The sequence below is a fragment of the Petrotoga sibirica DSM 13575 genome (assembly GCF_002924625.1).
Taxonomy (GTDB): Bacteria; Thermotogota; Thermotogae; order Petrotogales; family Petrotogaceae; genus Petrotoga; species Petrotoga sibirica.
Genome location: NZ_JAHC01000040.1, coordinates 35,197 through 60,018, shown reverse-complemented (window position 1 = coordinate 60,018; position 24,822 = coordinate 35,197). Strand labels below are relative to the sequence as shown.

At 33.2% G+C, this 24,822-nt stretch carries 25 protein-coding genes and 1 riboswitch; all 25 genes read right to left on the bottom strand.

Going from position 1 to position 24,822, the window contains the following annotated elements; translation table 11 throughout:
- Window positions 1–60: 60 nt before the first annotated feature.
- Window positions 61–531 (bottom strand): GGDEF domain-containing protein, encoded by a 471-nt coding sequence (locus tag AA80_RS09775; protein ID WP_166667809.1) that lies wholly within the window; start codon window positions 529–531, stop codon window positions 61–63.
- Between the two features lie 66 nt (window positions 532–597).
- Window positions 598–1,704 carry a GAF domain-containing protein gene (locus AA80_RS09770; protein ID WP_103877523.1) on the bottom strand — a complete coding sequence of 369 codons (1,107 nt, stop codon included), beginning with the start codon at window positions 1,702–1,704 and terminating at the stop codon, window positions 598–600.
- A gap of 62 nt (window positions 1,705–1,766) precedes the next feature.
- Window positions 1,767–3,293, bottom strand: coding sequence for a bifunctional phosphoribosylaminoimidazolecarboxamide formyltransferase/IMP cyclohydrolase (gene purH, locus AA80_RS09765; protein ID WP_103877522.1), 1,527 nt, complete (start codon window positions 3,291–3,293; stop codon window positions 1,767–1,769).
- A 97-nt stretch (window positions 3,294–3,390) separates the two neighbouring features.
- Window positions 3,391–3,966 carry a phosphoribosylglycinamide formyltransferase gene (purN, locus tag AA80_RS09760; RefSeq protein ID WP_103877521.1) on the bottom strand — a complete coding sequence of 192 codons (576 nt, stop codon included), beginning with the start codon at window positions 3,964–3,966 and terminating at the stop codon, window positions 3,391–3,393.
- A gap of 25 nt (window positions 3,967–3,991) precedes the next feature.
- The gene (purM, locus tag AA80_RS09755) at window positions 3,992–4,963 is read right to left on the bottom strand and encodes a phosphoribosylformylglycinamidine cyclo-ligase (RefSeq protein ID WP_103877520.1); all 972 of its coding nucleotides are present in this window, start codon (window positions 4,961–4,963) and stop codon (window positions 3,992–3,994) included.
- Window positions 4,964–5,086: 123 nt separating this feature from the next.
- Window positions 5,087–6,451, bottom strand: coding sequence for an amidophosphoribosyltransferase (gene purF, locus AA80_RS09750; RefSeq protein ID WP_103877519.1), 1,365 nt, complete (start codon window positions 6,449–6,451; stop codon window positions 5,087–5,089).
- A 4-nt stretch (window positions 6,452–6,455) separates the two neighbouring features.
- Entirely contained in the window at window positions 6,456–8,639 is a 2,184-nt protein-coding gene (gene purL / locus AA80_RS09745) for a phosphoribosylformylglycinamidine synthase subunit PurL (RefSeq protein WP_103877518.1), read from the bottom strand.
- On the bottom strand, window positions 8,617–9,303 hold the full coding sequence (gene purQ, locus AA80_RS09740) for a phosphoribosylformylglycinamidine synthase subunit PurQ (protein ID WP_103877517.1): 687 nt from the start codon (window positions 9,301–9,303) through the stop codon (window positions 8,617–8,619). The genes purL and purQ overlap by 23 nt, the downstream gene beginning before the upstream one ends.
- A 5-nt stretch (window positions 9,304–9,308) precedes the next feature.
- Window positions 9,309–9,578 (bottom strand): phosphoribosylformylglycinamidine synthase subunit PurS, encoded by a 270-nt coding sequence (purS, locus tag AA80_RS09735; RefSeq protein ID WP_103877516.1) that lies wholly within the window; start codon window positions 9,576–9,578, stop codon window positions 9,309–9,311.
- Entirely contained in the window at window positions 9,575–10,291 is a 717-nt protein-coding gene (gene purC / locus AA80_RS09730; protein ID WP_103877515.1) for a phosphoribosylaminoimidazolesuccinocarboxamide synthase, read from the bottom strand. The genes purS and purC overlap by 4 nt, the downstream gene beginning before the upstream one ends.
- A complete protein-coding gene (locus AA80_RS09725) occupies window positions 10,281–10,706 on the bottom strand; it encodes a 5-(carboxyamino)imidazole ribonucleotide mutase (RefSeq protein ID WP_233186882.1) in 426 nt (141 codons plus the stop codon). Before AA80_RS09725 ends, purC begins: the two co-directional genes overlap by 11 nt.
- 91 nt (window positions 10,707–10,797) lie before the next feature.
- Window positions 10,798–10,899: riboswitch (purine riboswitch) on the bottom strand.
- A gap of 83 nt (window positions 10,900–10,982) precedes the next feature.
- Window positions 10,983–11,435, bottom strand: coding sequence for an arsenate reductase ArsC (locus AA80_RS09720; protein WP_103877513.1), 453 nt, complete (start codon window positions 11,433–11,435; stop codon window positions 10,983–10,985).
- Window positions 11,428–11,880 carry a flagellar export protein FliJ gene (gene fliJ / locus AA80_RS09715; protein WP_103877512.1) on the bottom strand — a complete coding sequence of 151 codons (453 nt, stop codon included), beginning with the start codon at window positions 11,878–11,880 and terminating at the stop codon, window positions 11,428–11,430. Before fliJ ends, AA80_RS09720 begins: the two co-directional genes overlap by 8 nt.
- 28 nt (window positions 11,881–11,908) lie before the next feature.
- The gene (locus tag AA80_RS09710) at window positions 11,909–13,546 is read right to left on the bottom strand and encodes a sigma-54 interaction domain-containing protein (RefSeq protein ID WP_103877511.1); all 1,638 of its coding nucleotides are present in this window, start codon (window positions 13,544–13,546) and stop codon (window positions 11,909–11,911) included.
- A gap of 30 nt (window positions 13,547–13,576) precedes the next feature.
- A complete protein-coding gene (locus tag AA80_RS09705) occupies window positions 13,577–14,539 on the bottom strand; it encodes a radical SAM protein (RefSeq protein ID WP_103877510.1) in 963 nt (320 codons plus the stop codon).
- 50 nt (window positions 14,540–14,589) lie between these two features.
- Entirely contained in the window at window positions 14,590–15,456 is an 867-nt protein-coding gene (gene lipS1, locus AA80_RS09700) for a LipS1 family lipoyl synthase (protein WP_103877509.1), read from the bottom strand.
- A complete protein-coding gene (rnc, locus tag AA80_RS09695) occupies window positions 15,443–16,204 on the bottom strand; it encodes a ribonuclease III (RefSeq protein WP_103877508.1) in 762 nt (253 codons plus the stop codon). The genes lipS1 and rnc overlap by 14 nt, the downstream gene beginning before the upstream one ends.
- Window positions 16,201–18,096 (bottom strand): transketolase, encoded by a 1,896-nt coding sequence (locus tag AA80_RS09690; protein ID WP_103877507.1) that lies wholly within the window; start codon window positions 18,094–18,096, stop codon window positions 16,201–16,203. Before AA80_RS09690 ends, rnc begins: the two co-directional genes overlap by 4 nt.
- Window positions 18,097–18,128: 32 nt before the next feature.
- Window positions 18,129–18,338: a DUF2905 domain-containing protein gene (locus AA80_RS09685; protein ID WP_103877506.1), complete on the bottom strand. Its 210-nt coding sequence runs from the start codon at window positions 18,336–18,338 to the stop codon at window positions 18,129–18,131.
- Window positions 18,339–18,535: 197 nt separating this feature from the next.
- Complete coding sequence (locus tag AA80_RS09680; RefSeq protein WP_103877505.1) at window positions 18,536–19,363, bottom strand: PSP1 domain-containing protein; 828 nt, start codon at window positions 19,361–19,363, stop codon at window positions 18,536–18,538.
- 33 nt (window positions 19,364–19,396) lie between these two features.
- Window positions 19,397–20,425, bottom strand: a complete 1,029-nt coding sequence (locus AA80_RS09675) for a hypothetical protein (protein ID WP_103877504.1) — start codon at window positions 20,423–20,425, stop codon at window positions 19,397–19,399.
- Between the two features lie 25 nt (window positions 20,426–20,450).
- A complete protein-coding gene (locus AA80_RS09670; RefSeq protein WP_103877503.1) occupies window positions 20,451–20,921 on the bottom strand; it encodes a YaaR family protein in 471 nt (156 codons plus the stop codon).
- Between the two features lie 17 nt (window positions 20,922–20,938).
- A complete protein-coding gene (gene ispG / locus AA80_RS09665) occupies window positions 20,939–21,988 on the bottom strand; it encodes a flavodoxin-dependent (E)-4-hydroxy-3-methylbut-2-enyl-diphosphate synthase (RefSeq protein ID WP_103877502.1) in 1,050 nt (349 codons plus the stop codon).
- 13 nt (window positions 21,989–22,001) lie between these two features.
- A complete protein-coding gene (locus AA80_RS09660) occupies window positions 22,002–23,525 on the bottom strand; it encodes a site-2 protease family protein (protein WP_103877501.1) in 1,524 nt (507 codons plus the stop codon).
- Window positions 23,522–24,679, bottom strand: a complete 1,158-nt coding sequence (gene dxr / locus AA80_RS09655; RefSeq protein ID WP_103877500.1) for a 1-deoxy-D-xylulose-5-phosphate reductoisomerase — start codon at window positions 24,677–24,679, stop codon at window positions 23,522–23,524. The genes AA80_RS09660 and dxr overlap by 4 nt, the downstream gene beginning before the upstream one ends.
- Window positions 24,680–24,822: the final 143 nt, after the last annotated feature.

The window sequence follows — 24,822 nt, the reverse complement described above, 5'->3', positions numbered from 1 at the left end:
CCTTCGCCCCGCTGCCCACCCTCGTCTTATTCCTAAAATGTCTAGCAAAAGAAAAATCCACTACTCCCTCAAACTACCTTTACCTTGTTTTTTTGATAAATACATTTTTCTGTCTGCAATTTCAACGATCTCTTTATAACTATTAATCACTTCATCACAAGTACTTAATCCTGCACTAAAACTGATCTTTGATTGAAAATTTCTTATTGCCGCATAGAGCCTTTCTATAATATTTTTCCCTACGTCTTTTGAAATATCAGTAAATAAAATTACAAACTCATCTCCTCCATATCTATAAACCCTGTCTTTATTTCTGACAGTATTCAATAGTAATTGAGAAAATTTTACAAGTATTTCGTCACCAAACTTATGACCATATTTGTCGTTTATATCCTTGAAATCGTCCAAATCTATAAATACTGCACAAATATTTTCTTTATTCTTTTCGCAATTTTCCAAATCATAAAATAATTTAGAATGATTGAAAAGCCCCGTTAAACTATCTCTATCGGCTTGTTCTTTAATCTCCATGAATTTTTGTGAGTGCTCCATCGCTAGTGAAACTAATTGAGCGAAAACCGATAAAATGTTCAACTCTTATTTAGACGGTCTTAAATTATTTTCTGGTGAATCCAGAGATATATATCCTATAATGTTGTTCCTTTCTTCTCGCAAAGCCAACAACAATAAATCATTAGGGTCCCACAAATTTTGATTATCTGCTAAATAATCTATACTCACTTCATCTCTAGGTTGATAAGTATAAGTTTCGCTTATTTTATTAGCGTGAGGAATAAAGTAGGTATCTTTATAATTATATTTTTCATCCATGAATTTTAGAACTTCAGATATAGGAACCTCTTGAGTTTTAATTTTTTCATATTTTTCTTTTTTTAGTCCCCGCTGTGCTATTCTTTCAACTTTATTACTCTTAAAGTTAAACAAACTGATAAGAACATATGAGTAACCCATATTTTTCTGGATTATTTCAGCTATTTGATCGAGAATTTTCTCTGAGGGTACTTTCAAGGAGAGTTGCCTAATGACATTGCTAAAGTTAACAATCACATCGTTTAATTTTCTCATTCTTTGGGTTCTCAAAATTTCATCTTTTTTATCGTTCCTTGTTTTAATTATCAGATAAAAGAGGAGCAATATCAACAAATTCACAGAAATTATCATGTACTTAAAAGGAGAAAACTCAAAATATAAATACAAATAAGAAAAAGGTGAAAGACTCAAAAAATAAAAATATTCATACATAAAAACTGAAAAAATGAAATCTTTTCTACCTTCAACTATAATGCTGTTAATAATTTTAGAAATAGTCAAAAATAAAAATATAGCAAGAAGGGGACTGAATCTATAAGAAATCAAAGCGGATAACGAATAGCTTGCGGAGAACACGAGAGTCCTGTATAACTTCCTGCTGATTTCTGGATGTTTGGTCTTACTGAAAAAAATAACTAAAGATGAAATTAAAATATATTGAGGCCCCAACAAAAAAGCATATACAAAGCCCACAGTATTAGAAACCAACCTATTACGGTCATTCCAATAAACCTTGATATTATCAGAAATAGCTGTTAACGCTATAACCATCAAAGCATCTATTAGCGCAACATTTTCAAAATCTGCTCTTAAAAAATAAAAAGAAAAAATTGTTATTCCTAGTAAAATAAGATTTTTGATTTTCACATTCATCTAATCACCCATTAATAGTATACCAAAAAATGGGTGATTTTCACATTAAAAATTTAAAAAAATTATATATGTTTGAAATGTCTCATTCCTGTGAATATCATAGCTATTCCATATTTGTTACATGCCTGAATAGACTCATCATCTCTGATTGACCCTCCAGGTTGGATTATCGCTTTTATTCCGTATTCTGCTGCTGCTTCTACTACATCACTAAAAGGGAAAAAGGCATCTGAAGCTAAAACGTCCCCACCCTTCCCTTTACTTCTTTCAAGAGCTTGTAAAGCGGACCATACTCTGTTGGGTTGGCCAGGTCCTATGCCTGTGGTAGCCTTGTTTTTTGATACAACTATCGCATTTGATTTAACGTGCTTTACCGCCTTCCATGCAAACAAAAGCTCTTCCTTGATTTCTTCTGGAACTTTAGTTTCTGTTACAACCTTAAATTCATTTATAACCCCTTTATCAACTTCCTGAACAAGAATTCCACCATCAACAGATACATATTCATACGTATCAATGGGTTTAGAGGACATTCTCAAAATTCTTAAATTCTTTTTCTTTTTTAAAATATCTAAAGCCACTTCATCGTACTCTGGGGCCATTATTATCTCAAGAAACAATTTTTTTAGCTCAAGTGCAGTTTCAACATCAACTTTCCTGTTGAAAGCAACTATCCCACCGAATATTGAAACAGGATCGCATGAATAAGCCTTTTTGTATGCTTCTAAAATGCTATCTCCTAAGGCAATACCGCAAGGAGAACTGTGCTTTAAACAGCAACATGCTATATCTTCAAATTCATTTACTGCTTTCCACGCAGAATCTGCGTCTCTCAAATTGTTAAAGGATAACTCTTTCCCATTTAATTGATCAAATGAAGTCATAGACCCATTATTCAAAGTATTTTTGTAAAAAATGGCACTTTGATGAGGATTTTCACCATATCTCATTTGATAGCTTTTTTCAAATGGAACCGTTAAAAATTGTTGAAAATCATCCTTATCTTTCAATTGAGCATTTAAATAATTACTTATACAGCTATCATAAAAGGCAGTCAAATTAAAGGCTTTTGAAGCTAAGTACATTCGATATTTTTCATCAAATTCTTCTTTATTTTTTAATTTAGCTGATATATATTCCAAATCAGATTCATCTACAACAACTATAACATCTTTGTAATTTTTTGCTGCAGATCTAATCATTGTTGGTCCACCTATATCAATGAATTCAATCAACTCATCTAGATCGAAATTAGTTTTTTTAGCTTCTTCTACAAATGGGTAAAGGTTAACATAAACAAGATCTATTGGTTCTATATTTAAATTTTTGAGAGTTTCCATATCTTGTTCGTTCTCTCTTCTTGCAAGAATCCCTCCATGTATGAAAGGATTCAAAGTTTTAACTCTTCCATTTAATATCTCAGGAAAATTGGTGATTTCTTCAACGGGCGTAACTTCAATACCATTGTCTTGAAGTTTCTTAGCGGTTCCTCCTGTTGAAATAACCTCTATTTCAACTTCTTGAAGAGTTCGCGCAAAATCAACTACTTTATCTTTTTTGTAAGTACTTAACAATGCTCTTTTTATCACTCTAATGCCTCCCTTGTTATTTTTGCCAAATTGTCTTTAGAAACTCTAAAAACATGCTTTAATTCCCTTTTCCCTGCTTCTCACCCACCGATCTCTATCAATTTTCATCAGAATTATTTAAAAGTTCCTCAACTACTTTAGGATAATATTGATGCTCTAGCTTATGAATTTCTTCCTCCAACTTTTCAAGATCCCAATTTTTTTCTACTTTTAACTCTTTTTGTAATATGATTCTGCCATCATCAACTTTCTCTTCTACGTAATGAATTGTTATTCCTGTATATTCTTCTTTATTATTAAATGCTCTTTCTATTGAACGTAATCCTGGATATTTTGGCAAAAGAGAAGGATGAATATTTATTATTCTATTGGCATAATATCTAACGATGTAGCCTGGTAATATTTTCATGTATCCTGCAAGTACTATTAGATCAGAATCTAGATCTTTTAAACGGCCAAAAAGATAATCATTGTACTCTTTTTTTGATTTGAAAGTGGTATAGTCAATTATTTCATAATCTATTCCCAATCTTTTTGCTCTTTCTATTACGTAAGCTTTTTTGTTATCCGTTATCAATTTAATTATACTAATTTTGGAAGAGTTTGAAAAATATTTACAGATAGCTTCAAAATTTGTCCCGTTACCTGAGGCTAAAATTACTATCTTTTTCACAGTATATCGCTCCTAATAAATTTGTTCAAAAAATGATTTTGACTTTTTGGTATGAATCGTTTATCGATTTCACTTCTCCAATAATGAAAAAGTCTTCCATCAAAACAGATTCGAATATTTTTGTAATTTCAGAAAGATTACTTTCAGGAAGAACATAAATCATACCAATACCCATGTTGAAGGTTTTAAACATTTCTTCATCAGAAATACCTGTTTGTTTGATCTCTTCAAAAATTGGAGGAATTTCCCAATTAACCTTTATCTCCGCACAACAGCCATCAGGGATTATTCTGGGCAAGTTATCAATTATTCCACCACCCGTTATATGAGCAGCACCTTTGATATAATTAAGCAAAGTTAAAGTTTGTTTAACATAGATTCTTGTAGGGTTTAAAAGTTCTTCTGTGAAGAGAATTTTTCTTTCATCCAGTAATTTTCTAACCAAAGAATATCCATTAGAATGTATGCCAGAAGAAGAAAGACCAATAAGCTTATCACCTGGCCTTATCTTTGAATAGTCAAATATGTTATCTTTTTCAACTATTCCAACGGCGAAACCAGCGATATCTTCACTCTCGTTTTTAAAAACACCTGGTAATTCAGCTGTTTCTCCGCCTAGAAGAACACAACTATATTTATCTAAAATATTTTTTAAATGTCGAATGAAAGTGACAAAATTATTCTTGTTTAAGTGTGATGTAGAAAAGTAATCTAAAAAAAATAAAGGCTTTGCCCCCATGCAAACCAAATCGTTTAAATTCATAGCTACTAAATCTTGTGCAGCTATATCCCACCTTCCATACTTTCTTAACAATTGAAGCTTTGTTCCTACTCCATCGGAAGTAGCTACTAAAAAAGGGTTTTTATAGTTAGATAGCTCATCTTTCAAAGGAAATATCCCTGCATAAGAGCCTATATTGGAACCTATAAACGATCTAATTTCATTAATAGATTCGTTAGCTTTGTCTATATCTACACCAGAGTTTTTATAAAACATGAATTGCCTCCCCAATTTTTGGTTATAGTGTGTTCTATGATATTTGCTCCCCTTCGCCCAGCAACCCACCCATAAGGAGAAGTGGCATCATTGTTTTGACTAACAGCCTCAATTTTAAAAATTTTAATCCTTTATAAAACAGTTAAAACAGTAATTCTTTCCCTTTTCTCCCAAAGAAGCAAAGAGATTCTTTAAAGTAATAAAATTAAGAGAGTCTGCATTAAGAATTTCTTTTATTTCTTCAACCGTTTTAGTTGTGCAGATTAATTCTTCTTTCGTAGGAATATCAACCCCCCAATGACAAGTATTAACAACCATTGGAGAGGCTATTCTTATATGAACTCGTTTAGCGCCATTCTCCCTTAGCATCTTCACTATATGTTTCATCGTTGTTCCTCTTACGATAGAATCGTCTATTAAAATAACTCTTTTGTTATCTATTACTTCTTTAACCGGTAAAAGTTTACGTCTGACTCCCAACTTTCTTTCTTGCAGATCTGGGTCGATAAAAGTTCTTCCAACATATTTATTTCTCATTAGCCCCATTTCTAATGGGATACCAGAAGCTTTTGAATATCCTAATGCAGCGGAAAAACCACTATCCATTACCGGAACCACTATATCAGCATCGATAGGATTTTCTTTTGCACACAACTCTCCTAACTTTTCACGCATCAAGTGGACATTATCACCGAATATATTTGAATCGGGCCTTGCAAAATAAACATGTTCAAAAAAACAAAATTTATTTGGATTATTATAAGATATTAGATAACTTTCTATCTTTCCGTCTTTTATTTCAATTAATTCACCAGGCTTTATTTCCCTAATTTTAGCGTTTCTAAGAGGAAAAAATTTGAAAGCACTGTCTTCTGAGGCTACGTAAATCGCATTTTCAGTTTCGCAAATACTTAAAGGCCTGTATCCAAAAGGATCTCTAAAAGCAATGATTTTATCTTTGAAAAGAAAAAGTACTGAGTAAGAAGGAGAGATATTTTCAGCAATTAACTTACCTATTTCTTCGCTATACCAACTTGAAGGAGAACCTTTTAGTTTATTTACTAAAAGATGTGGGAAAAGTTCCGTATCCGAAGTTGTCATAAATATGGAACCTTGTTCTTCATATTTTTTTTTCAGTTCAGGACCATTTTCTATTTGACCGTTATGAGCTATTGAAAAAAATTCATTTTTATACTTTATACTAATTGGTTGAGCATTTGCGAAATTAGAAACCCCATTCGTTGAATATCTCACATGCCCGATCCCAAAATAACCATTAATTTTTTTTGATACACCACTCCCAAAAACTCTGTTAACGACTCCTTTACCCTTGTAAGTTGTAATTTTAGTACCATCTGATACAGAGATGCCGGCTGATTCTTGACCCCTATGTTGAAGCGCCAAAAGACCTTCAATAATTCTCCCGCTTATGTTGTATTTTTCAGCCTTTGAATATGCAGCGAACAAACCACAATTCTCCATCAACATTCTATTATTCCTCCACACTTTTTGAAATACTATTAAAATATATACTTCTCAACTCTTTTAAATCAAAAGATGCAATACCGATATCCACACCCTCATCACTGGATTTTATTTCTCCCAATTTTTTAACGTTGATATTGGATGATTTTGCCATAGACTCAAAAGTATAAGAATCCCTACTACTAACAGACACAATAAACCTACACTGATTCTCTCCAAAAAGTTCCTCTATGGTAGTATCTAAAATACCTTTAAAACCACGATTACTCAATATACATGACACCGTTAAAGCTACAAGTAACCCACCTTTTGAAACATCGTGCACACTTTTTAAAATACCTTTTTCTATTAGATCTAATATAAAGTTCTGCAAGTACCTTTCATACATTGAATTTACAAAGTCGATCTCTCCACCCACAAAACCTTCAAGAACCTTTAAATAAAGACTTCCACCAATCTTATCAACATTGATATCTGTTTTACCAATTAAATACACCAAGTCACCATAATCCTTAAATTTTAAGTTAACTAATTTTTTAATATCTTTAATTTCTCCAATCATACCAATCACAGGCGTAGGAAAAATTGATGTTTCATGATAAGAATTGTAAAAACTAACGTTTCCGCTAACCACTGGAATAAAAAGTTCTTTTGAGGCTTCAATCAAACCTTCTATACTTTTTTCAAATTGCCAGGATACTTCAGGATCATCAGGATCCCCAAAATTTAGATTATCTGTTATAGCTAAAGGCTTTGCACCCACAGAAATTAGATTTCTCGCAGCTTCGTATACAACGTTCTTTGTACCCTCAAATGGATCTAAATATGTGTAAAGTTCGTTGCTATCAATCGTAACAGCTATAGCCTTTTGAGTGTTTTTTAACCATAGTACTGCACTATCGGCTTGTTCGGGTATCAATATTGTATTGGTTCCAACTTTATAATCGTACTGTTGATATACCCATTTTTTACTGGATATATTGTGGTTAGATAACAATATTTTTAATATTTTATCTATATCCTTTATCTTTGTGTTTGGATATTTTTTCGCTTTGTTCAATATATAAGTAGAAGGAATGGTGTTGTTCCTATAATATTCAGGGGCATTAACTAAGACCTCTATTGGAAGATCAGCAAGAATCCTCCCTTCACTATTTTCTTTAACAACGTAATGAGGGGTAGAAACTGTTTTTCCTATAATTGCAAAATCTATCAAGTATTTATTACATATCGCTTCTACTTTTTTTTCTGCCCCAGGATTAACCAAAAAAAGCATCCTCTCTTGAGACTCAGAAAGCATAATTTCCCAGGGTTCTATATCTTCTTGCCTTTTTGGTATATTATCTAAATAAAGTTCACAACCGACTCCACCTTTATAAGCCATTTCAGAAGTAGAGCTAAGAATACCGGCAGCTCCCATATCTTGACAAGCCCTTACTCCTTTTATTTGCAATATCTCAAGTGTGGCTTCGATTAGATTCTTTTCGGTAAAAGGATCACCAACTTGGACAGAAGGCCTGTCATCTTTTCCGCTTAATTTTTTTGATGCAAAAGAGGCACCATGGATTCCATCACGTCCGGTTTTAGATCCTATATATACAAGAAGTTTGTCAGGACCATCAGCATGGGAAGATGCTAAATGATTTTTGTTAGCAATACCGACGCACATTACATTTACCAAAGGATTTGTTGAATATATTTCATTGAATGAAGTTTCTCCACCAACCGTAGGGACTCCAATGGAATTGCCGTAATCACTTATACCAGAAACAACACCTTCAAAAATATTTTTCACCTTTGGATCGGAAATATCACCAAATTTCAACGAATCTAAAAGTGCTATGGGCCTTGCCCCCATAGCTAATATATCTCTAACTATTCCACCAATACCAGTAGCTGCTCCTTGATAAGGTTCAACAGCAGAAGGATGATTGTGACTTTCAACCTTGAAAACGATAGCTTTCCCCCCAATTTGAACGTAGCCTGCATTTTCACTTTCAAAAGATTCATTAATCTTTTTTAGATAATGTTTAGAATGCTTGTAGCCACAATGTTCAGACCATTGCGCAGAAAAAAGGTACGTTTCAAATTCATTGGGTAATCTCCCCAACTTTTCTTCAATAAGATAAAATTCATCACTTGAAAGACCCAACTCCAATGCTATCTCTTTAATTGTTAATTGATTCTGCACCAGTCAAATACCTCCTGATAGATTGAAAAATGTAATTGCCGTCCTCGCTACCTAATACACTATGACAAGCCCTTTCCGGGTGAGGCATTAAACCAAACACATTGTATCCTTCATTTACTATGCCTGCTACATCGTCAAATGATCCATTGGGATTCTCTTTGTACTTTAATACAATATTTGTAGGATCAAGCTTGTTATCAATTACTATATAACGACCTTCCTTGTGAGCTATAGGTAAAGTTAAAATCTTTTTTTGAACATTATTAATAAAAGGTGTATCAAAATTTATGATCTCAACTTCAACATCTTTACATATGAACCTATGAGAGGTGTTAACAGTTAATACTCCGGGTAATACACCAGCTTCTGTAAGTATCTGAAAGCCATTACAAACACCTAATACTAATCCTCTTTTATTCAATATATACTTTTCTACAGAGCTCATTACAGGGGAAAACCTTGCCAATGCCCCAACTCTTAAATAATCCCCATAGGAAAATCCTCCTGGAATAAAAACCAAATCGAAATCTAGTAATTGATTAAAATCATGCCAAATATATTTCACATTAAAGCCGTTAATTGTCAAAGCGAAATAAGCATCCCTATCGCAATTTGATCCAGGAAAAACTATAATTCCAGCTGTTAATAAATTTCCATTCTTCACACCATTCACTTCCTAATCAAATCGATGATTTCAAAATCCTCTAAAACTGGATTGGTTAAAATTTTATACGCTATTTCTCTCGCTTTATCTTTGGCTGCTTCGTAGCTATCTTCTTTTATTTCTAATTCAATACTTTTTCCAAATCTTACACTTTCAACGTTGTAATTTAACCTTCTTAAAACCTTGAAAGTAGTAGCTCCTTGTGGATCCAAAATCCCTTCTCTTAACTTTACTTTTACTTCAAATCCGAAGGTTTTATGCTTTTCTTTAATCATATATTTAACCTCCCTAGCAATACTTCGTAAGCGTTCATGAGATCTCCTTTTTCTTCCCTATACACATCTTTATCAAGAGATTCCATAGTATTTGCATCCCAAAAACGACATGTATCGGGAGAAATCTCATCTATCAAGGTAACTTTGTTATCCTTTTTGCTTATTCCAAACTCTAATTTGAAATCCACCAAAATGATTCTTTTAGATTTTAAATAATCTCTCAAAATATTGTTGACTTTTTTAGAAATAGAAGTGATTTCATTCAATGCGTCTTCTGTGGTAATTTTTAAAAGAATGACAGCATCTTTGGTGATCATGGGATCTCCTAACTCGTCATTTTTCAAAGAAAATTCAACTAAAGGATAATCTAATATCAATCCTTTTTTTACACCATATCTCTTACAAAAACTACCGGCAGTATAATTTCTAATTATAACCTCGAGAGGAATTAAATCTGTCCATTCTGCGACGAAAGAGTTTTCATCATAATCGTTTATGTAATGGGTACTTATACCTTTCTTATTAAGCATTTCAAAAAAGAATTTAGAAATCTCTTTGTTAATTCTACCTTTATTAAGGATCTGATCTTTTTTTAATCCGTTGAACGCCGTAACATCATCTTTGAAACTTATCAATAATTTCTTCTCATCGAATTTATATACCTTTTTGGCTTTTCCTTCGTATAAAAGTGTAAAATTTTCATTATTTTCCATCTCTTTCACCTTCTATCAACCTTTTTGCAAAGTATGCTGCATTTTTCATCCCACTACTTCCAATTCCCATCGTCGCTACGGGTACTCCACTTGGCATCTGTACCATAGAAAGTAAGGCATCTACTCCATTCAAAGGACCTACATCTCTAGGGACACCAATAACAGGGAGGTTAGTTAAAGAAGCTATTACACCAGGTAAGGCAGCAGAAAGACCAGCAACAGCTATTATGACACCATACTCATTACTTGGAAGTTCTTCTATAAATTTGGTTAGCTCTTTCAAATTTCTATGCGCGCTAAACACTTTGTAATCGTAACTCATTTTCCATTCTTCAAAGAGATCAATGGCAGTTTTTACAAAAATTTCATCCGATTGACTCCCGGATATCAAAAGGACCTTTTTACTCAAAGTCATCTCTCCTTTTTAAAATAATTTCATTTTTTAAAGCATTAAAATAAAAAATCCTACCTCCCATACAGTAGAGAGGTAGGATATTGATATAAAAGTTCCAAACCCCTCTTACTGTAGTCAAACAGTTTACGGCTGTTTGGTAGAAACTGCCGAACCATATTATCGGCATTATACAGAAAGAGGTTCCTTGATTATTTATTTTTTTATGTATTCATTATAACAAAGAAATTTTAGTCTAAGGTTAATTTTTTGAAAAATAAGGTAAATACAAAAAAGTGCTTACATTCGAAAATTATCTTTTATATTGGAGTATTTATCAGTATTTTCAACGAAATCAATTACCTTTTTTTCTATTTGATCTCTTACCTTTCTAAATGATTCTAATCGTTCCTCTTCAGATCCTTGGGCAGCGGCGGGGTCATCAAAGGGCCAATGTAGTCTTATACTAACACCAGGAAAAAAAGGACATTCTTTTTCTGCTTTTGAGCAGACAGTTATTAAAAAACCAAACCTATCGTTCAAGTATATATCCAAACTTTTTGAGCATAGCCCGTCCATAGATATTCCTTTCTCTTCCATAACTTTTATAGTCAATGGATGAATTTCACTTGCTTCTAAACCTGCAGAGTAAGGTTCGAACTCATCACCACCGTATTTTCTTAAAAACGCTTCAGCCATCTGACTTCTTGCAGAATTTCTCGAACATAAGAACAAAACTTTGATCTTATTCATAATTCTCCTCCCTTGGTTGATGGTTTAATCTTGCAATCTCATCTAATTCCTTTATATCTGCTTTCCTTTCTTGAACTTTAAATTCGTTAAGTCTTTTATTTTTTAGTTTTTGAAGAATATCCTTTTCACTTTTAGCTTTTAAATAATTTTGTCGGGCAGTTTCTTCTTCTTGTAGTTTTTCTTGTAATACTAAACGTAATTGTGATAATTGTTCATTTAAATAATTGTTATACTCTACCATACTTGATAGTTTAGTAATTGATATAGTATCTTTTACCTCTTTTATAAATTTTGTTGAAAAGGTATCGATCTTATTGTTCATCTGATTAATTTCGTCTTCAACTAACTGTCTTTGTTTACTTTTTTTACCTAATTCTATTCTTGCGGTATCTTCTAAACTTTTTTTTAGATCTTTCAAACGCTCCAGACGAAATTCAAACTTCAATGTTCAGCCCCCTAATCCTATTAAAACTTCACTTGATCCCGTATCTATCCAGCTTATAATACAGATTTCTAACGGTTAAACCTAATTTACGAGCAACTTCTGTTTTATTACCGTGGCTTGCTTCTAGTACTTCCAAAATTATCTTTTTCTCAAAGTCTTCAGTCATCTCTTTAAGCGTTCCCGTGACTTCTTCAACCTTTTCTTCCAAATCAGGAATGTGTGTGGAAGTTACTATGGAATCGCTGTTGTCCATTGCTAACATGGCCCGGTCAATTACGTTTTCCAACTCTCTTATGTTCCCTGGCCACGAATAATTCATCAATTTATTCAATGCATCTTCAGTAAATCCATAAACTATTCTTCCATACTTTCTATTTAAACTATGTAGTAACTGCTGAGCCAGCTCAGGTATGTCTTCCTTTCTTTCCCTTAATGGTGGAACTTCTATACTTACTACTGAAATTTTGTATAAAAGCTCTTTAGAAAATTTCCCCAAACCAGAAAGAATCTTTAAATCTTCTGTTGTTGAAAAAATGAACCTCACATCAGGAATAAAATCGTAATAATTTGTATCAAAAACGTTGTCTTTAAGAAAGGCTAAAAGTTTTCTCTGCATTTCTATATCCATCAGATCAATATTTTCCACAAAAAGGGTCCCCTCATTCGCTTGTGCAAGATAACTATTCTCCCCAAAAAGATATTCTTCTTGTCTTTCTTTTGAAATCAAAGAAAAATTTAATTTTAGATATGGTCCCTCTTTCCTTGCACTTGCGTTGTGAATAGCTTGTGCTAGAACCTCTTTTCCTACTCCAAATTCGCCTATTAATAAAAGATCCACGTCTACTGAGGCTACTTTACTTGCTTGAGCTATTACATCTTTCATAATTTCAGATTTAACCACTAAATCGTCGAAGGTGTGTTTGGCAGTCTCTTTTTTTAGCATCCTTTTTGTTGCTTCAAGCTCATTTAGTAATCTTTGAATCTCAGAAATATCATGAATAACGGCGACACTTCCTTTAAACTCATTTTTAACAAAAAGTGGAGTGACGCTTGCTACTACTTCTTTCTTGTTCGTAGCTAATCTTTTTCTTACATTGTATATAGGTTTTTTCTCTCTTGCACATTGAATATGCAAACTTTCACCTTCTGCTAAGTCTATAGTGGCGGGTTTACCAATAACCTCTCTCGGGGTTAGCCCTGTGATTCTTGTATAAGCTCTGTTGACCATGGTAACACGACCTTCTTGATCTGCAACAGAAATAGCATCGGAAGTAGAATCAATTATTGAAGTTAGAAGCGCTTCCATTTCTCTTAGATTAGTAATCTCTTCCGCCAACTTTTGTAATGTAGTGATATCTCTAAAAACAGCAGCAACAGCAATGGTTTCATTATTTTCATTTTTTATAGGGATACGGGAAGTTAAAATTACCTTATCTCCTAAACTCTGTAGTTTATCGAATTCTGGTTCCCCAGTTCTTAAAACAACATGCAATCTAGTATTAGGAACATTTTCTACCACATTTTGCCCAATTATTTTTTCTTTATCAACTCCTAATACCCTACAGGCGGCCTCGTTTATGTAAAAAATTCTTTCCATTTCATCTATGGCCATTACTCCATCTTGTAACTGATCAAGAACGTACCTCATTAGTTCTATTTCTTTCATGTAATCACCCCCTCAGATAGTCACCAATGTTTATTGTGACATTGAAAAAACTTCATTATCTTCTTTTAAATTGTGAGTCTGGATCCAACCATTTTCAAACCCTAATTCATACAAATAATCAACTACTTCCTGATATTCTGATTTGTATAAATATCTTGATAATTTTTCATAATTTTTAGCCTTATAAACCGGAACGTATTGGTCCATTAAACTAATATGTATCTTTTCGGAAATTTCATACTTTAAGAACTTTAAGGCTTCTTTTGCCTGGTTAATTAAATTCGGTAAAACTAGAATACGAATTATTATTCCTCTTTTTAAAATATTAGACTTTTCATCTACTAGAAAAGTTTCTCCAATCTGACGATAAATCTCTTTAATAGCTATTTGGGCATTACTAAAGTAATCTTTTACTCCTGAATACCTTTTACCAACGATATTACTAGTATACCTTATATCAGCCAAATATATATCAACGACATCCTCCATTAGCTTCAAAGTTTCTATACTTTCATAAGAGGAAGTATTCCACACTATGGGTAAGCGAAATCCTCGTTCTATTGCATATATTAAAGCATCAAAAATAAAAGGTAAGTATGGAGTTGCTGTTACCAAATCTAAATTGGCAGCCTTCATTTCTTTCTGCAATTTTAAAAAAATTTCTCCTAACTCCTCAGTAGAAATCTTCTTTCCAAAACCTAATTGGCTAAAATTGAAATTCTGACAATACACGCATCTCATCGTACAATTGCTAAAGAAGACACCACCTGCACCACTTCCTCCTCGCAATACAGGCTCTTCTCCTGGGTAAAGAACATATTCAGAAATTTTTATTTGGTTACCGACCTTACAAGATCCAATATTTGTTAACCTATTTACTTTACACTGCCGAGGGCAAAGATCACATTTTTCTAAGCCTTTCATCAAATAATCACGTCTTTTATGAAGTTCACCTGAATCATATAACTTCATGTAAGAAGGTAGAATATCCATTCTACAATATACCTCCACTCATCATGCAGCCTTTTAGAAACTCTAAAACTTTATATAGCGCCCCTTCGCCCCGCTCCCAATCCACAGTCGGAGGAGAACGCACAACATTCGTAACTATAGCTAATCTCATAATCTTCTCTTTTGGCTTTTTCGATCACTTTACCAACAGGTTGAACAATTTTATTTAAAATACCTAAAAGGTTGGTTTGAAGTACTTCTCTATACTTTCCTTTAGGATGCATGCAGCCTAAAGTTAACTTTTTACCTGGAAAATCTTTTCTGACCTTTGAAAGAAAAGAAACAACTTCATCCACTTTTGGAGGTTGATAAGAATAAAATTTAGCCCCAATGGTGGGTATAAAAACCAGAAATATTATTTCATCTATTCGATCTCCAAATTTCTTTAATTTTTCAATCGCTTTTACTTCATGAGAGAATTCACCTTTATTCAAACCTATAGTAATATGTGGTTTAACAACAAAATCATTCTTTACAAGCAACTCAAAGGAATCCCAAATCTTCTCAAAATCTAGTTTCTCATAAACCTCTTTCACCGTTTGCTGATCTCCAACCAAATCAAAAGATACGGTATTTGCAAGCTTTTTTAAAGCATGAATGTCTTTTTCATCCACGTAGCCAGTATGTACATTATATTTCAAATTATATTTATTTTTTAAATTATATAGTGTATCTTCAAATAGTGAAACTGGAACCTTTCCATCAGGTAATAATCCACCACTAATTAAAAAAGAAGTGAAGCCTTTTTTTACTAAATCTTCTATATCTTTTATTCTGGCCATATTATTTAGATAGTGGCCACCACAATGTTTACAGTCCAGAAAACAATAATTTCCTGTTAATGATATCGAAGAGGTATTCTTTGAAATAACGAACTCAATCTCTTTAATCAACGCCATTGTTTTCACCAACAGAGTCCAAAAACTTCTCACAAGCGATTTTTGCTGCTAATTGTTCGGCAATTTTCTTTGAAAAACCTTCACCTATTCCAAGTATCTCATCACCTAGTTTAACAGCCACCTTGTATCTTTTCATATGAGATGGCCCAGAAGCATTTAATAAGACGTATTCAGGTAATTTTTTTGCTTTTTCTTGAGTTATCTCTTGTAATCTCGTTTTATAATCGAGAAAAATATTGCCTCCAACAGCATTTTCAATGTATTCCTTCATGTTTTTTATTATATACTTCTTCACCTTTTCATAACCACAACTTATATATATACATGCAAACACAGCTTCCATCGTATCGGATAAAATTGACTTTTTCCTTCGTCCACTTTGTTTGTCTTCTCCCTTACTTAAAAAAATAAAATTATCTAACCCTAGTTTTAAAGCGACTTCAGCCAAAATAACCTCGCTCCCTATAATAGCCCTCGCCTTTGACATTTCTCCTTCGGAAAGATAATAGTTGTTGTGAAGAAACTCGGAGATAACTAACTCCAAAACAGCATCTCCAAGAAATTCCAGTCTTTCGTTAGAATTAAGTCTTCTTTGAATATTTTCGTTATCGAAAACGTATGATTTATGACACAACGCTTCAAACAGCAACTTTTCATTGACACATGCTGGTAGAAGAAGCATCTTTTTTGCACTTTTTAGCGTTTCTTCCTCTTGCAAAGTCAATTTTAAATTATCTTCATACTTCATTTGTTTTCAATTAATCCTTTCATCTTATTTACCAACGATTCTACGTCAAATCCATAAATCTTTAGCAAATCATTGATCGTTCCAGATGGTGTGTAGTCTTTTAATCCCATAGGTTCAAAATAAGAGGGTTTCAAAGCATTTCTGATCATAGCTTTTGATAGTTCATTTGATAAACCATTTTCTACGTTGTGGTCTTCTAAAGTTAATACAATAGTATTATCTACAAATTCTTTAACCTGAGTAAGGTCAAAATCCAAAGGAGTCGGTACTCCAATTACTGTGATATGAATATTTTCTTCTTTCAACTTATCAGCTGCTTCAACCGCTAAATGAGCGAAGCTACCATATGTGAATATCGTTAGGTCTTTGCCTTTTCTAAAAAAATCCAACTTCCCATACTCAAAGTTATAATCGTTACCATAATAAACGTCGCCTTTTTCATCTAACAAAATTGGAAGGTTTGATCTTCCCATAGCAATCACAAAGTTACCCGGAACTTTTGCAGCGTACCTAATCGCTTTATCAGTTTGATTTGCATCACAAGGTACAATTAATTTAGTATGGTATAAGCTTCTGACTATCCCAATATAATTGACTTCATGATGGGTCTTACCATCTTCTCCAACATCCATACCACAATGGGTGACAACGGTCTTTAAATTAGTGTGATTAATATCGTTTAATCTTTGCTGATTAAATACCTCATCTAAACCAAATACTCCAAAATCAGCGAAAAAAGTTAATACTCCACTAACAGACAATGCTCCACCAATCGTAGCAGCGTTATGTTCCTCAATGCCAATTTGAATGTAGCCTTCAGGATTGACTTTTTCAAATTTTCCCAAATTAACGGATGGTTTCAAATCACAATCAATAGCGACTACTGGAAAGTTATCCCTATTCAGTTTTGCAAGATCAGCGATAGCGTTCCCAAAGGCGTTACGATTAGCAACCTTTGTCCCCTTCTCATAAACTATAGGTTGCCCCGTTTCAACCTTTAATTCAATATTTGGATAATTTAGCTTATCCCTATTTAAGGTAATATTTTTTCTTCTTTCAATGTACTTTTCCACATCGTTCTCTAAACCTAATTCTTCTAATGCCTTACTTAATTGTTCCTTGGTGAGCGCTTTACCGTGATAGGTCGGAGTGTTTTCCATAAAAGAAACTCCTCTACCTATATTCGTCTTGCATACAATTACTGTTGGTCTTAATAGTTCATTTTCGGCCATTTCCAACGCCTTATTGATCTGCTCAAAATCATGACCATCAATTTCTATTACGTTCCATCCAGCTGCTTTGTATTCGCCAACTATATTTACTGATAATATATCTCTAGCCCTACCGGATATTTGGATATCATTGTAATCCAGTAGAACAATTAGGTTATTTAGGCCTTCTTTCATAGCAGTTCTCCTTGCTTCTGCAATCTGCCCTTTTGAACTTTCTCCATCACTACTAAAAACGTAAACTCTATAATCTTTTTTCCTCTTTTTGGCTGCCAAAGCCATTCCTACGCCAGCAGATAAACCTTGACCCAAATTCCCTGTTGACCACTCAACACCTGGTATCCCACGGGTAACATGTCCTTCAAATATGCTTCCAGCATATCTGAATCCCGAAATAACTTCTTCAATGTCTATAAAGCCCATCCTACCTAAAGCTGCATAAAAACCGGGGGAAGTATGCCCGTGACTAACCACAATCCTATCTCTATCTGGGTTGAAAGGATCATCTGGGAAAATATTTGCTCGATTTAAAACCGATAAAAACATGTCAATTGAAGACATTGAACCTGCTGGATGACCAGAATTAGCTACAGTGGTCATCTTCAGGATATCTCCTCTAGCGATTAACGACAAGTTTTTTAGTTCTTTTATACTTTTTTTCAATGAATCCACCTCCAAAGAATTTAGATCTAATATTAGAAAAATCTTCGAATGATAATTGATAGCAATGTGATTATTCCACTTACAATAAGCATTGTTGTAATAGGAATATATAAAACAAAGTTTTCTCTTTTTATTATTATATCTCCAGGAAGTCTTCCGAGTTTTATATTAAAAGCAAACATCAACCCAATGATTACAAACAAAACACCGATTGTTATGAATACATCCGCAATTGTTTTCATATGCTTATGAAACGCTACTGCAACTGACCTACGCCTTCCTTAAGAAGCGGAAGCCGTTTTTAGTATCGAAAGGAATGCAGTAGTTTTTTTCACCCCTTTCAGGATATTTAATATCCATATTCGTCCTTTCTTTGAAATAACCTTAATTAGCTTCTCCCAGTTTTTCCGCCTTAGTCGTTAGACGGAGGCAGTTGATTTTAAGAATTACCGTTGTTGAAATAAGAAAAAGGAACTTTAATTATAATAGGTTGATTTTCTTCTATTACTTGTAATGAAACTTCCTTTAAGAACACGTTGACCGTTACGACTCTGGCTGGCTTCCCTTCGTATTCTATTGTAGTATTCTCATTTGGAACATTTTTAAGGACCTCTTTATAAAAATCATTCTCATATTTCAAGCAGCAAAGAAGTTTTCCACATCTGCCTGAGATTTTAGCGGTATTAATCATCATCTGTTGCGTTTTAGCAAGTTCCATCTTTATAGAAGAAAAATCTCTTAAAAATCTACTACAGCATGCTTCTTGCCCACATAAACCAATTGATCCGGTCATCTTTACTTCATCTCTAGCTCCTACCTGTTTAAGTTCTATTCTTGTTTTGTACCTTTTAGCTAAAATCTTTACCAATTCTCTGAAATCTATTCTGACATCGGAACCAAAGTAAATAACCAATTTTGACCTATCAAAAGTAAAAGTGGCATCAAGAATTCTCATTTTTAATCCTAATGCTCTAACCATCTGTTTTGCGTATTGTGCTACTTCTTTAGCCTTTTCAACATTTTCTTCTATTTGTTTTTTGTCGTCATCTCCAACCCTTCTAATTATTGAATTAGGTTCATAACCAATTTCTTCAAACCTCATCGTAACGGGCCCCATCATCACCCTTCCAACTTCTATTCCATTTTCTGTTTGAACCAAAACATTATCCAATATTTCGATTTTTTCGATTCCTAAATAATTATAATAATATATTGAACCTAATCTTTCCAATTCTACCCCATAAACTTCCGCTTTTAGATCTATCAAAAGATTTCACTCCCATTATTTTTATCTAAAGGTTCACTTAAAACATCTCTTAATTCTAAGAAAATGAGTAAATATTTCCATTTCAAAGTTAAAGTTAGCCAATCTCATCGTAGACATCCTGTTCAGATATGAAACAGTATCTTTAATTTGCTCTAGATTAACGGCATGTTCATTTAATCCAAAGAAATAAACAAGTGAATTATTCCAAAAATATTTCCACTTGGAAGAATTCAAAAACACCATCGAATCTCTCAACAAAATCGCGCCCAAAGCGGATATATTACGTAAAAAAGACAAATTTTCCACATCATTTTTTATTTGGGCAATATTTTTTATTAGATAAAAGAACTCTTTGTCGTTTGAATTTATTAATATATCCCACAATTTATAATATGAAAGAGCAAATTTCAATTTGTTTTCTGACAAATCGAGTGGCAATTTAAAATTGTTTAATAATTCATCAACATTTTTGGCTGAAAAACTGACTATCCTTTCTACTATTTCTTTAATGCTAGAAACATCAGTATTTTCATCATTAAGAAATAATGAAACTCCTAAATCATAATGTCGAAAAAAATTTAAATAAATAGCTATTTCTTCATACTTACTATTAACATTCTCAATTAGAGTTGAAGGAATCGAAAGATCATACCTTATAAAACGACTTTTAAGGGTAGGGAGCAAATAATTCCATCTCGTAGTAGTGCCAAATACCAAAGCATATTGAGGCGGCTCTTCGATTAATTTGAGTGCAGCATTCGCTGCTTCTATATTCAAACTCTCCATATCCTCAAAAAAAACAACCTTCACCTTTGCATAGTTAGGTTTATACATTAAAAACTCTTCTGCATCCCTCACTTGTTCTATCTTAATATTTCCACCAGAAGGCTTTATAATTAAGGTATCTAATTTATTAAAAGCTGAAACTGAATTTATTAATTCATCTCTGAAATTATGCAAAATGAAATTATCTTCACTAACAAAACACATGGAACTTGCTTTAATAACATCTATTTTTGACTCAATTTTTTTTATTGTATCATAAAAAAATGAATTATTCACAAAGAAACACCTTCTATATTACTTTTTATTTGTACAAATCCAAAATCAACCCGTTTATTTGTTCGATTTTCGATGCATATAGTAATGTATTTTTCTCTCTTTTTAAAATCATATCAGTCAATTCCATGAGTTTGCCATCAACTATTTCTGCAACCATATGTAGTTGAGGTGCTGAGTTTTTAAAATCAAGATTGTTTTTTATCACATACCAATGTTTTTCCAATCTTTTAAGGAAATCTTTGATAGCATTCCTGTAACCTCTTAGATTAGTTTGAGTAGGAGATTTCACAAAATTGTTCCCTTGTTTAAGAATATTATCAATCAAACTCTTTAATTCACTTTCGGAAATTTTTAAATTCGTATCGACCAGTACATCGAAAAAACCTTCTTTTTCCTTTATTTCAGAAGTAGAAATATTGTGATCTTTTGATTTTTTTATCTTCCTCTTTTTTATCTCTTTATCAGTTTTCTTTCCAGTAATAGGATCTATCTCCATAATATTCCCTTCTTCAGTTAGGAATTTTGAAAAAACTCTATAACTTCAAAAAGCTTCTCTTTTATCTCATTGCTCTTGATGGTTCCATAAAGCTCCCCTTTTAGAAAAAAAGCCGCCGATCCATTTTTGGTACCAACTATAGCAATGTCGGAGTGCTTAGCTTCACCAGGACCGTTAACAACACACCCCATGACCGCTATCGTAATATTTTTTTTAACCTCTTTGTCTTTTAAAATTCTTTTTACCTCGTAGACTAAACTTTCAACATTGATCTCTGCTCTTGCGCAAGTAGGACATGCTATGACTCTTACCCCCGTTCTTAAACCTAAGGCTATTAGCAAATCATTTGCCACTTCAACTTCTCTGAGTGGATCCCCGCTGATGGATATTCTGATTGTATCTCCTATGTCGTTTATAAGTAAAGACCCTAAGCCTGCTGAAGACAATATAATAGCATCCTCAAAAACACCCGCTTCAGTAACTCCGATATGAAAAGGATAAGGTATCAAACCCGAAAGATATTTATTGGCTTCGAAGGTTTCTTTTGCATCAACAGATTTGACAGAAACAACAATATCGTAAAAACCTTCTTTTTCTAACAATCTAACTTCTTTTAAAGCGCTTTCAGCCAATGCTTTATGTCTTGGTAAATCAGAAAATTCCTTAGCAATCGAACCAGAATTAGACCCCACTCTTATTGGGACGTTATAATTCTTAGCAACTTTAACTATTTCACGTATTTTAACATCTGAGCCAATATTGCCCGGGTTTATTCTTACTTTCGAAGCACCTGCTTTAATAGAATCTATTGCTAATCTGTAGTCGAAGTGAATATCCGCAACTAAAGGTATTTGAGCTCTTTTTACAATCTCACTAAATGGTTGAATGTCATCTTTACTTCTCACTGATACCCTTACAATCTGAGCACCAGAATTTTTCAATCGTTCAATTTGAAGCAGAGTTTTCTCAATATGTGCTGTATCTGTATTCGTCATACTTTGGATAACAATGGGGTACTTTCCACCAATTTTAACCCCACCAACATCAACTACTTTTTGTGAGAACATTTAAAACACCTCATTAGAAAAATCTCATTATATCGTTGTAAGTGACGAAAATCATCAAAAATATTAAGAATAAAAATCCTATAGTATTCACTATCGCCTCTACTTTTGGGCTTACCCTTTTCCTAGTTATCATTTCATAGATAGAAAAAACGATTCTTCCACCATCTAAACCAGGTATTGGAATCAAATTAAAAACTCCTAAACTGATAGTTATCAAAGCGGTTAAATTTAAAATAGCATCGAATCCAACCATTGCTGCCTGACCTATTATGGCAGCTGCTCCAACGGGGCCGGCTATTTGATCGGCACTCATCCTGCCGGTGAATAACTGCCCAAAAGATCTAAACGTTAAAGAAATTAAATTATTTGCCCATTGAATTGGAACAGTAAGAGCCTCAACACCTTTAGGGTGCCAGTTTTCGTATGGGACCTCTAAAACTCCGGGTTGAACGATGAAATCTAAAAATTCTTTTTTGGGTAAATTAATATTAATTATCTGCCCATTTCTCTCTATTAGCAATGCAAGAGTATTAGCAGTAAAAGGCTTATACTCATTAATAATTTCTTTAGCAGAAACAGCAAACATTAATTCTCCACTATTCAATTGGGTTAGATAAATTACATTTTGCAAATCAGACCCATTGGTAATGGATATCCCGTTAATTTCAATTATTTTATCTCCCTCTTGAAAAACATTGTTACCATTTGCAATAACATTTGAAAAAGTAGCGTATACGATACCTGTTTCATACGTGGGTGGGAAATACGAATATTGAGATAACTTACCTTCAATAATAGTTCCATCCTCTAACTGTATCTCTATCGGATCACCACTTTCCAATCGACTCATAACTATATATAAATCTTCTTCGCCATTTAATGAAACAATCTGTTTGTTTTTCAGATTGAGCGATTCGGTATCTTCGATTCCTTGTAAAGTAAAAATTGCCCTTTTATTGGTAAGTTCAGGATTCAAGGTAACTGCAACTTCTTCCCCATTTCTTATAACAGTTAAATCTAATGGTTTCCCAGACGCTATTTCCATCTCTAAAATCGAAGGATTAAATACGTACTCACTGTTCGCTTTTTTAATAATATCACCAGGTTCAAGACCTGCTTGAGCAGCGATACTGTCCTTTCCTACTCTCTCAACAATCACCTCAGGAAAACCGTAAACACCGGCTATTCCTACAAAAAGAAAATAGCCTAAAAGAAAGGAAAACAAGGGGCCTGCAAAAGCTATCAAAAATTTCTGGAAAGGTTTTTTATTGTAAAACAGGGCAGGATCAGTATCCTCATAACCCTCCTCTAATACTTCTTCACCAGCCAATCTAACATATCCACCCAAAGGAACAATATTGAATCGAAAGGTAGTTTCTTTACCTGGAATTTTGAATAATGCGGGTCCAAATCCAATAGAGAACTCCTCCACTCTCGTCTTGAAAATTTTTGCAAAAATAAAATGTCCAAATTCATGAACAACTACAATAACGGAAATAATAATCAAAAACCAAACAATTGATAATAGAACGGTCATTCGGTAACCTCCATAATATTTTTTTTCGCTATATTTCTACTGATTTTATCCACTTTAAGTATATCATCAAAATTATTAAAACTCAAGCTATTTGCAAATGAAAACTGAATTTGCATCTCATTTACCGTTTTGTATATCACACGATAAATATCTCCAAATTTAATTAGACCTTTTAAAAAACTATCCACTGCAATCTCGTCAGCTCCGTTAAATGCATCCTGTAAAGGAGCATTTCCAAGAATGCTGTAAGCTAATTTCAGAGAAGGGTATCTATCGAAATCTACTCTTTCGAACTGTATCTTCTCTGAAAAAAAATCGGGTTTTTCAAAAACAAAATTTCGTTCAGGATAAGAAATTGAAAAAGCTATTGGAATTTTCATATCGGCAAGTCCGTAATGCATCTTAATTACGCCATCAGAAAATTGAACCATAGAATGAATTCTACTGTTTCTATTAATGGCTACCTCGATATTGTTTATTTTGAATAAATAATAAGCTTCAAATAATTCAAGAGATTTATTTACCATCGTCGCAGAATCAACGGTTATTCTTTTCCCCATGGACCAAACTGGATGGTTCAGTACTTCTTCCACTGAAACATTTTCAAGGGCTTCAACTGGGTAATCTCTTAAAGCACCCCCGCTAGCCGTTAATATAATTTTTTCAGGAGTCGAGCTTTCCCCCATCAAAAGTTGAAATATTGCACTATGTTCACTATCAACCGGAATTATCTCTTTTTTGAGATTACTAGCATAATCCAAAACATAATTGCCACCACACACAATCGATTCCTTATTTGCCAAACATACCCGTTGAGAAACATCGATAGCCTTTAAAGTGTTTTTCAGACCTGAAAAACCGGAAGTAGCGATCAAAGAGTAATCAGGATTACAAAACTCCATGCTCCTTTCAGCAGCATCTACTCCAGTAAAAACTCGACATCCATTATAAGTTTTAGGAATATTTTCATTATTTTCAACAATCCCAACACTAATCAAATTGTATTTATCGATTGCTTTTTTTAATTTATCCCAACTTTTATAAACGGATCCTCCTACTATCTTGAAGTTGTCTTTAAACCATCCTTTATTTAACACTTCTAATGCTTGTTGACCAATTGATCCAGAAATTCCAGCGATGAAAATACTTTTCACATACAAACCCCTTTCTCTTATTAACAATTAAAAATACATTTTAAATTATACCATCAATTCAAATAATCATAAATAAAAAAATGTGTTAAAATAATTAAGAAATGCAAAAGCTAAATATTGAATTAATTGAAGAAGGTGATTGA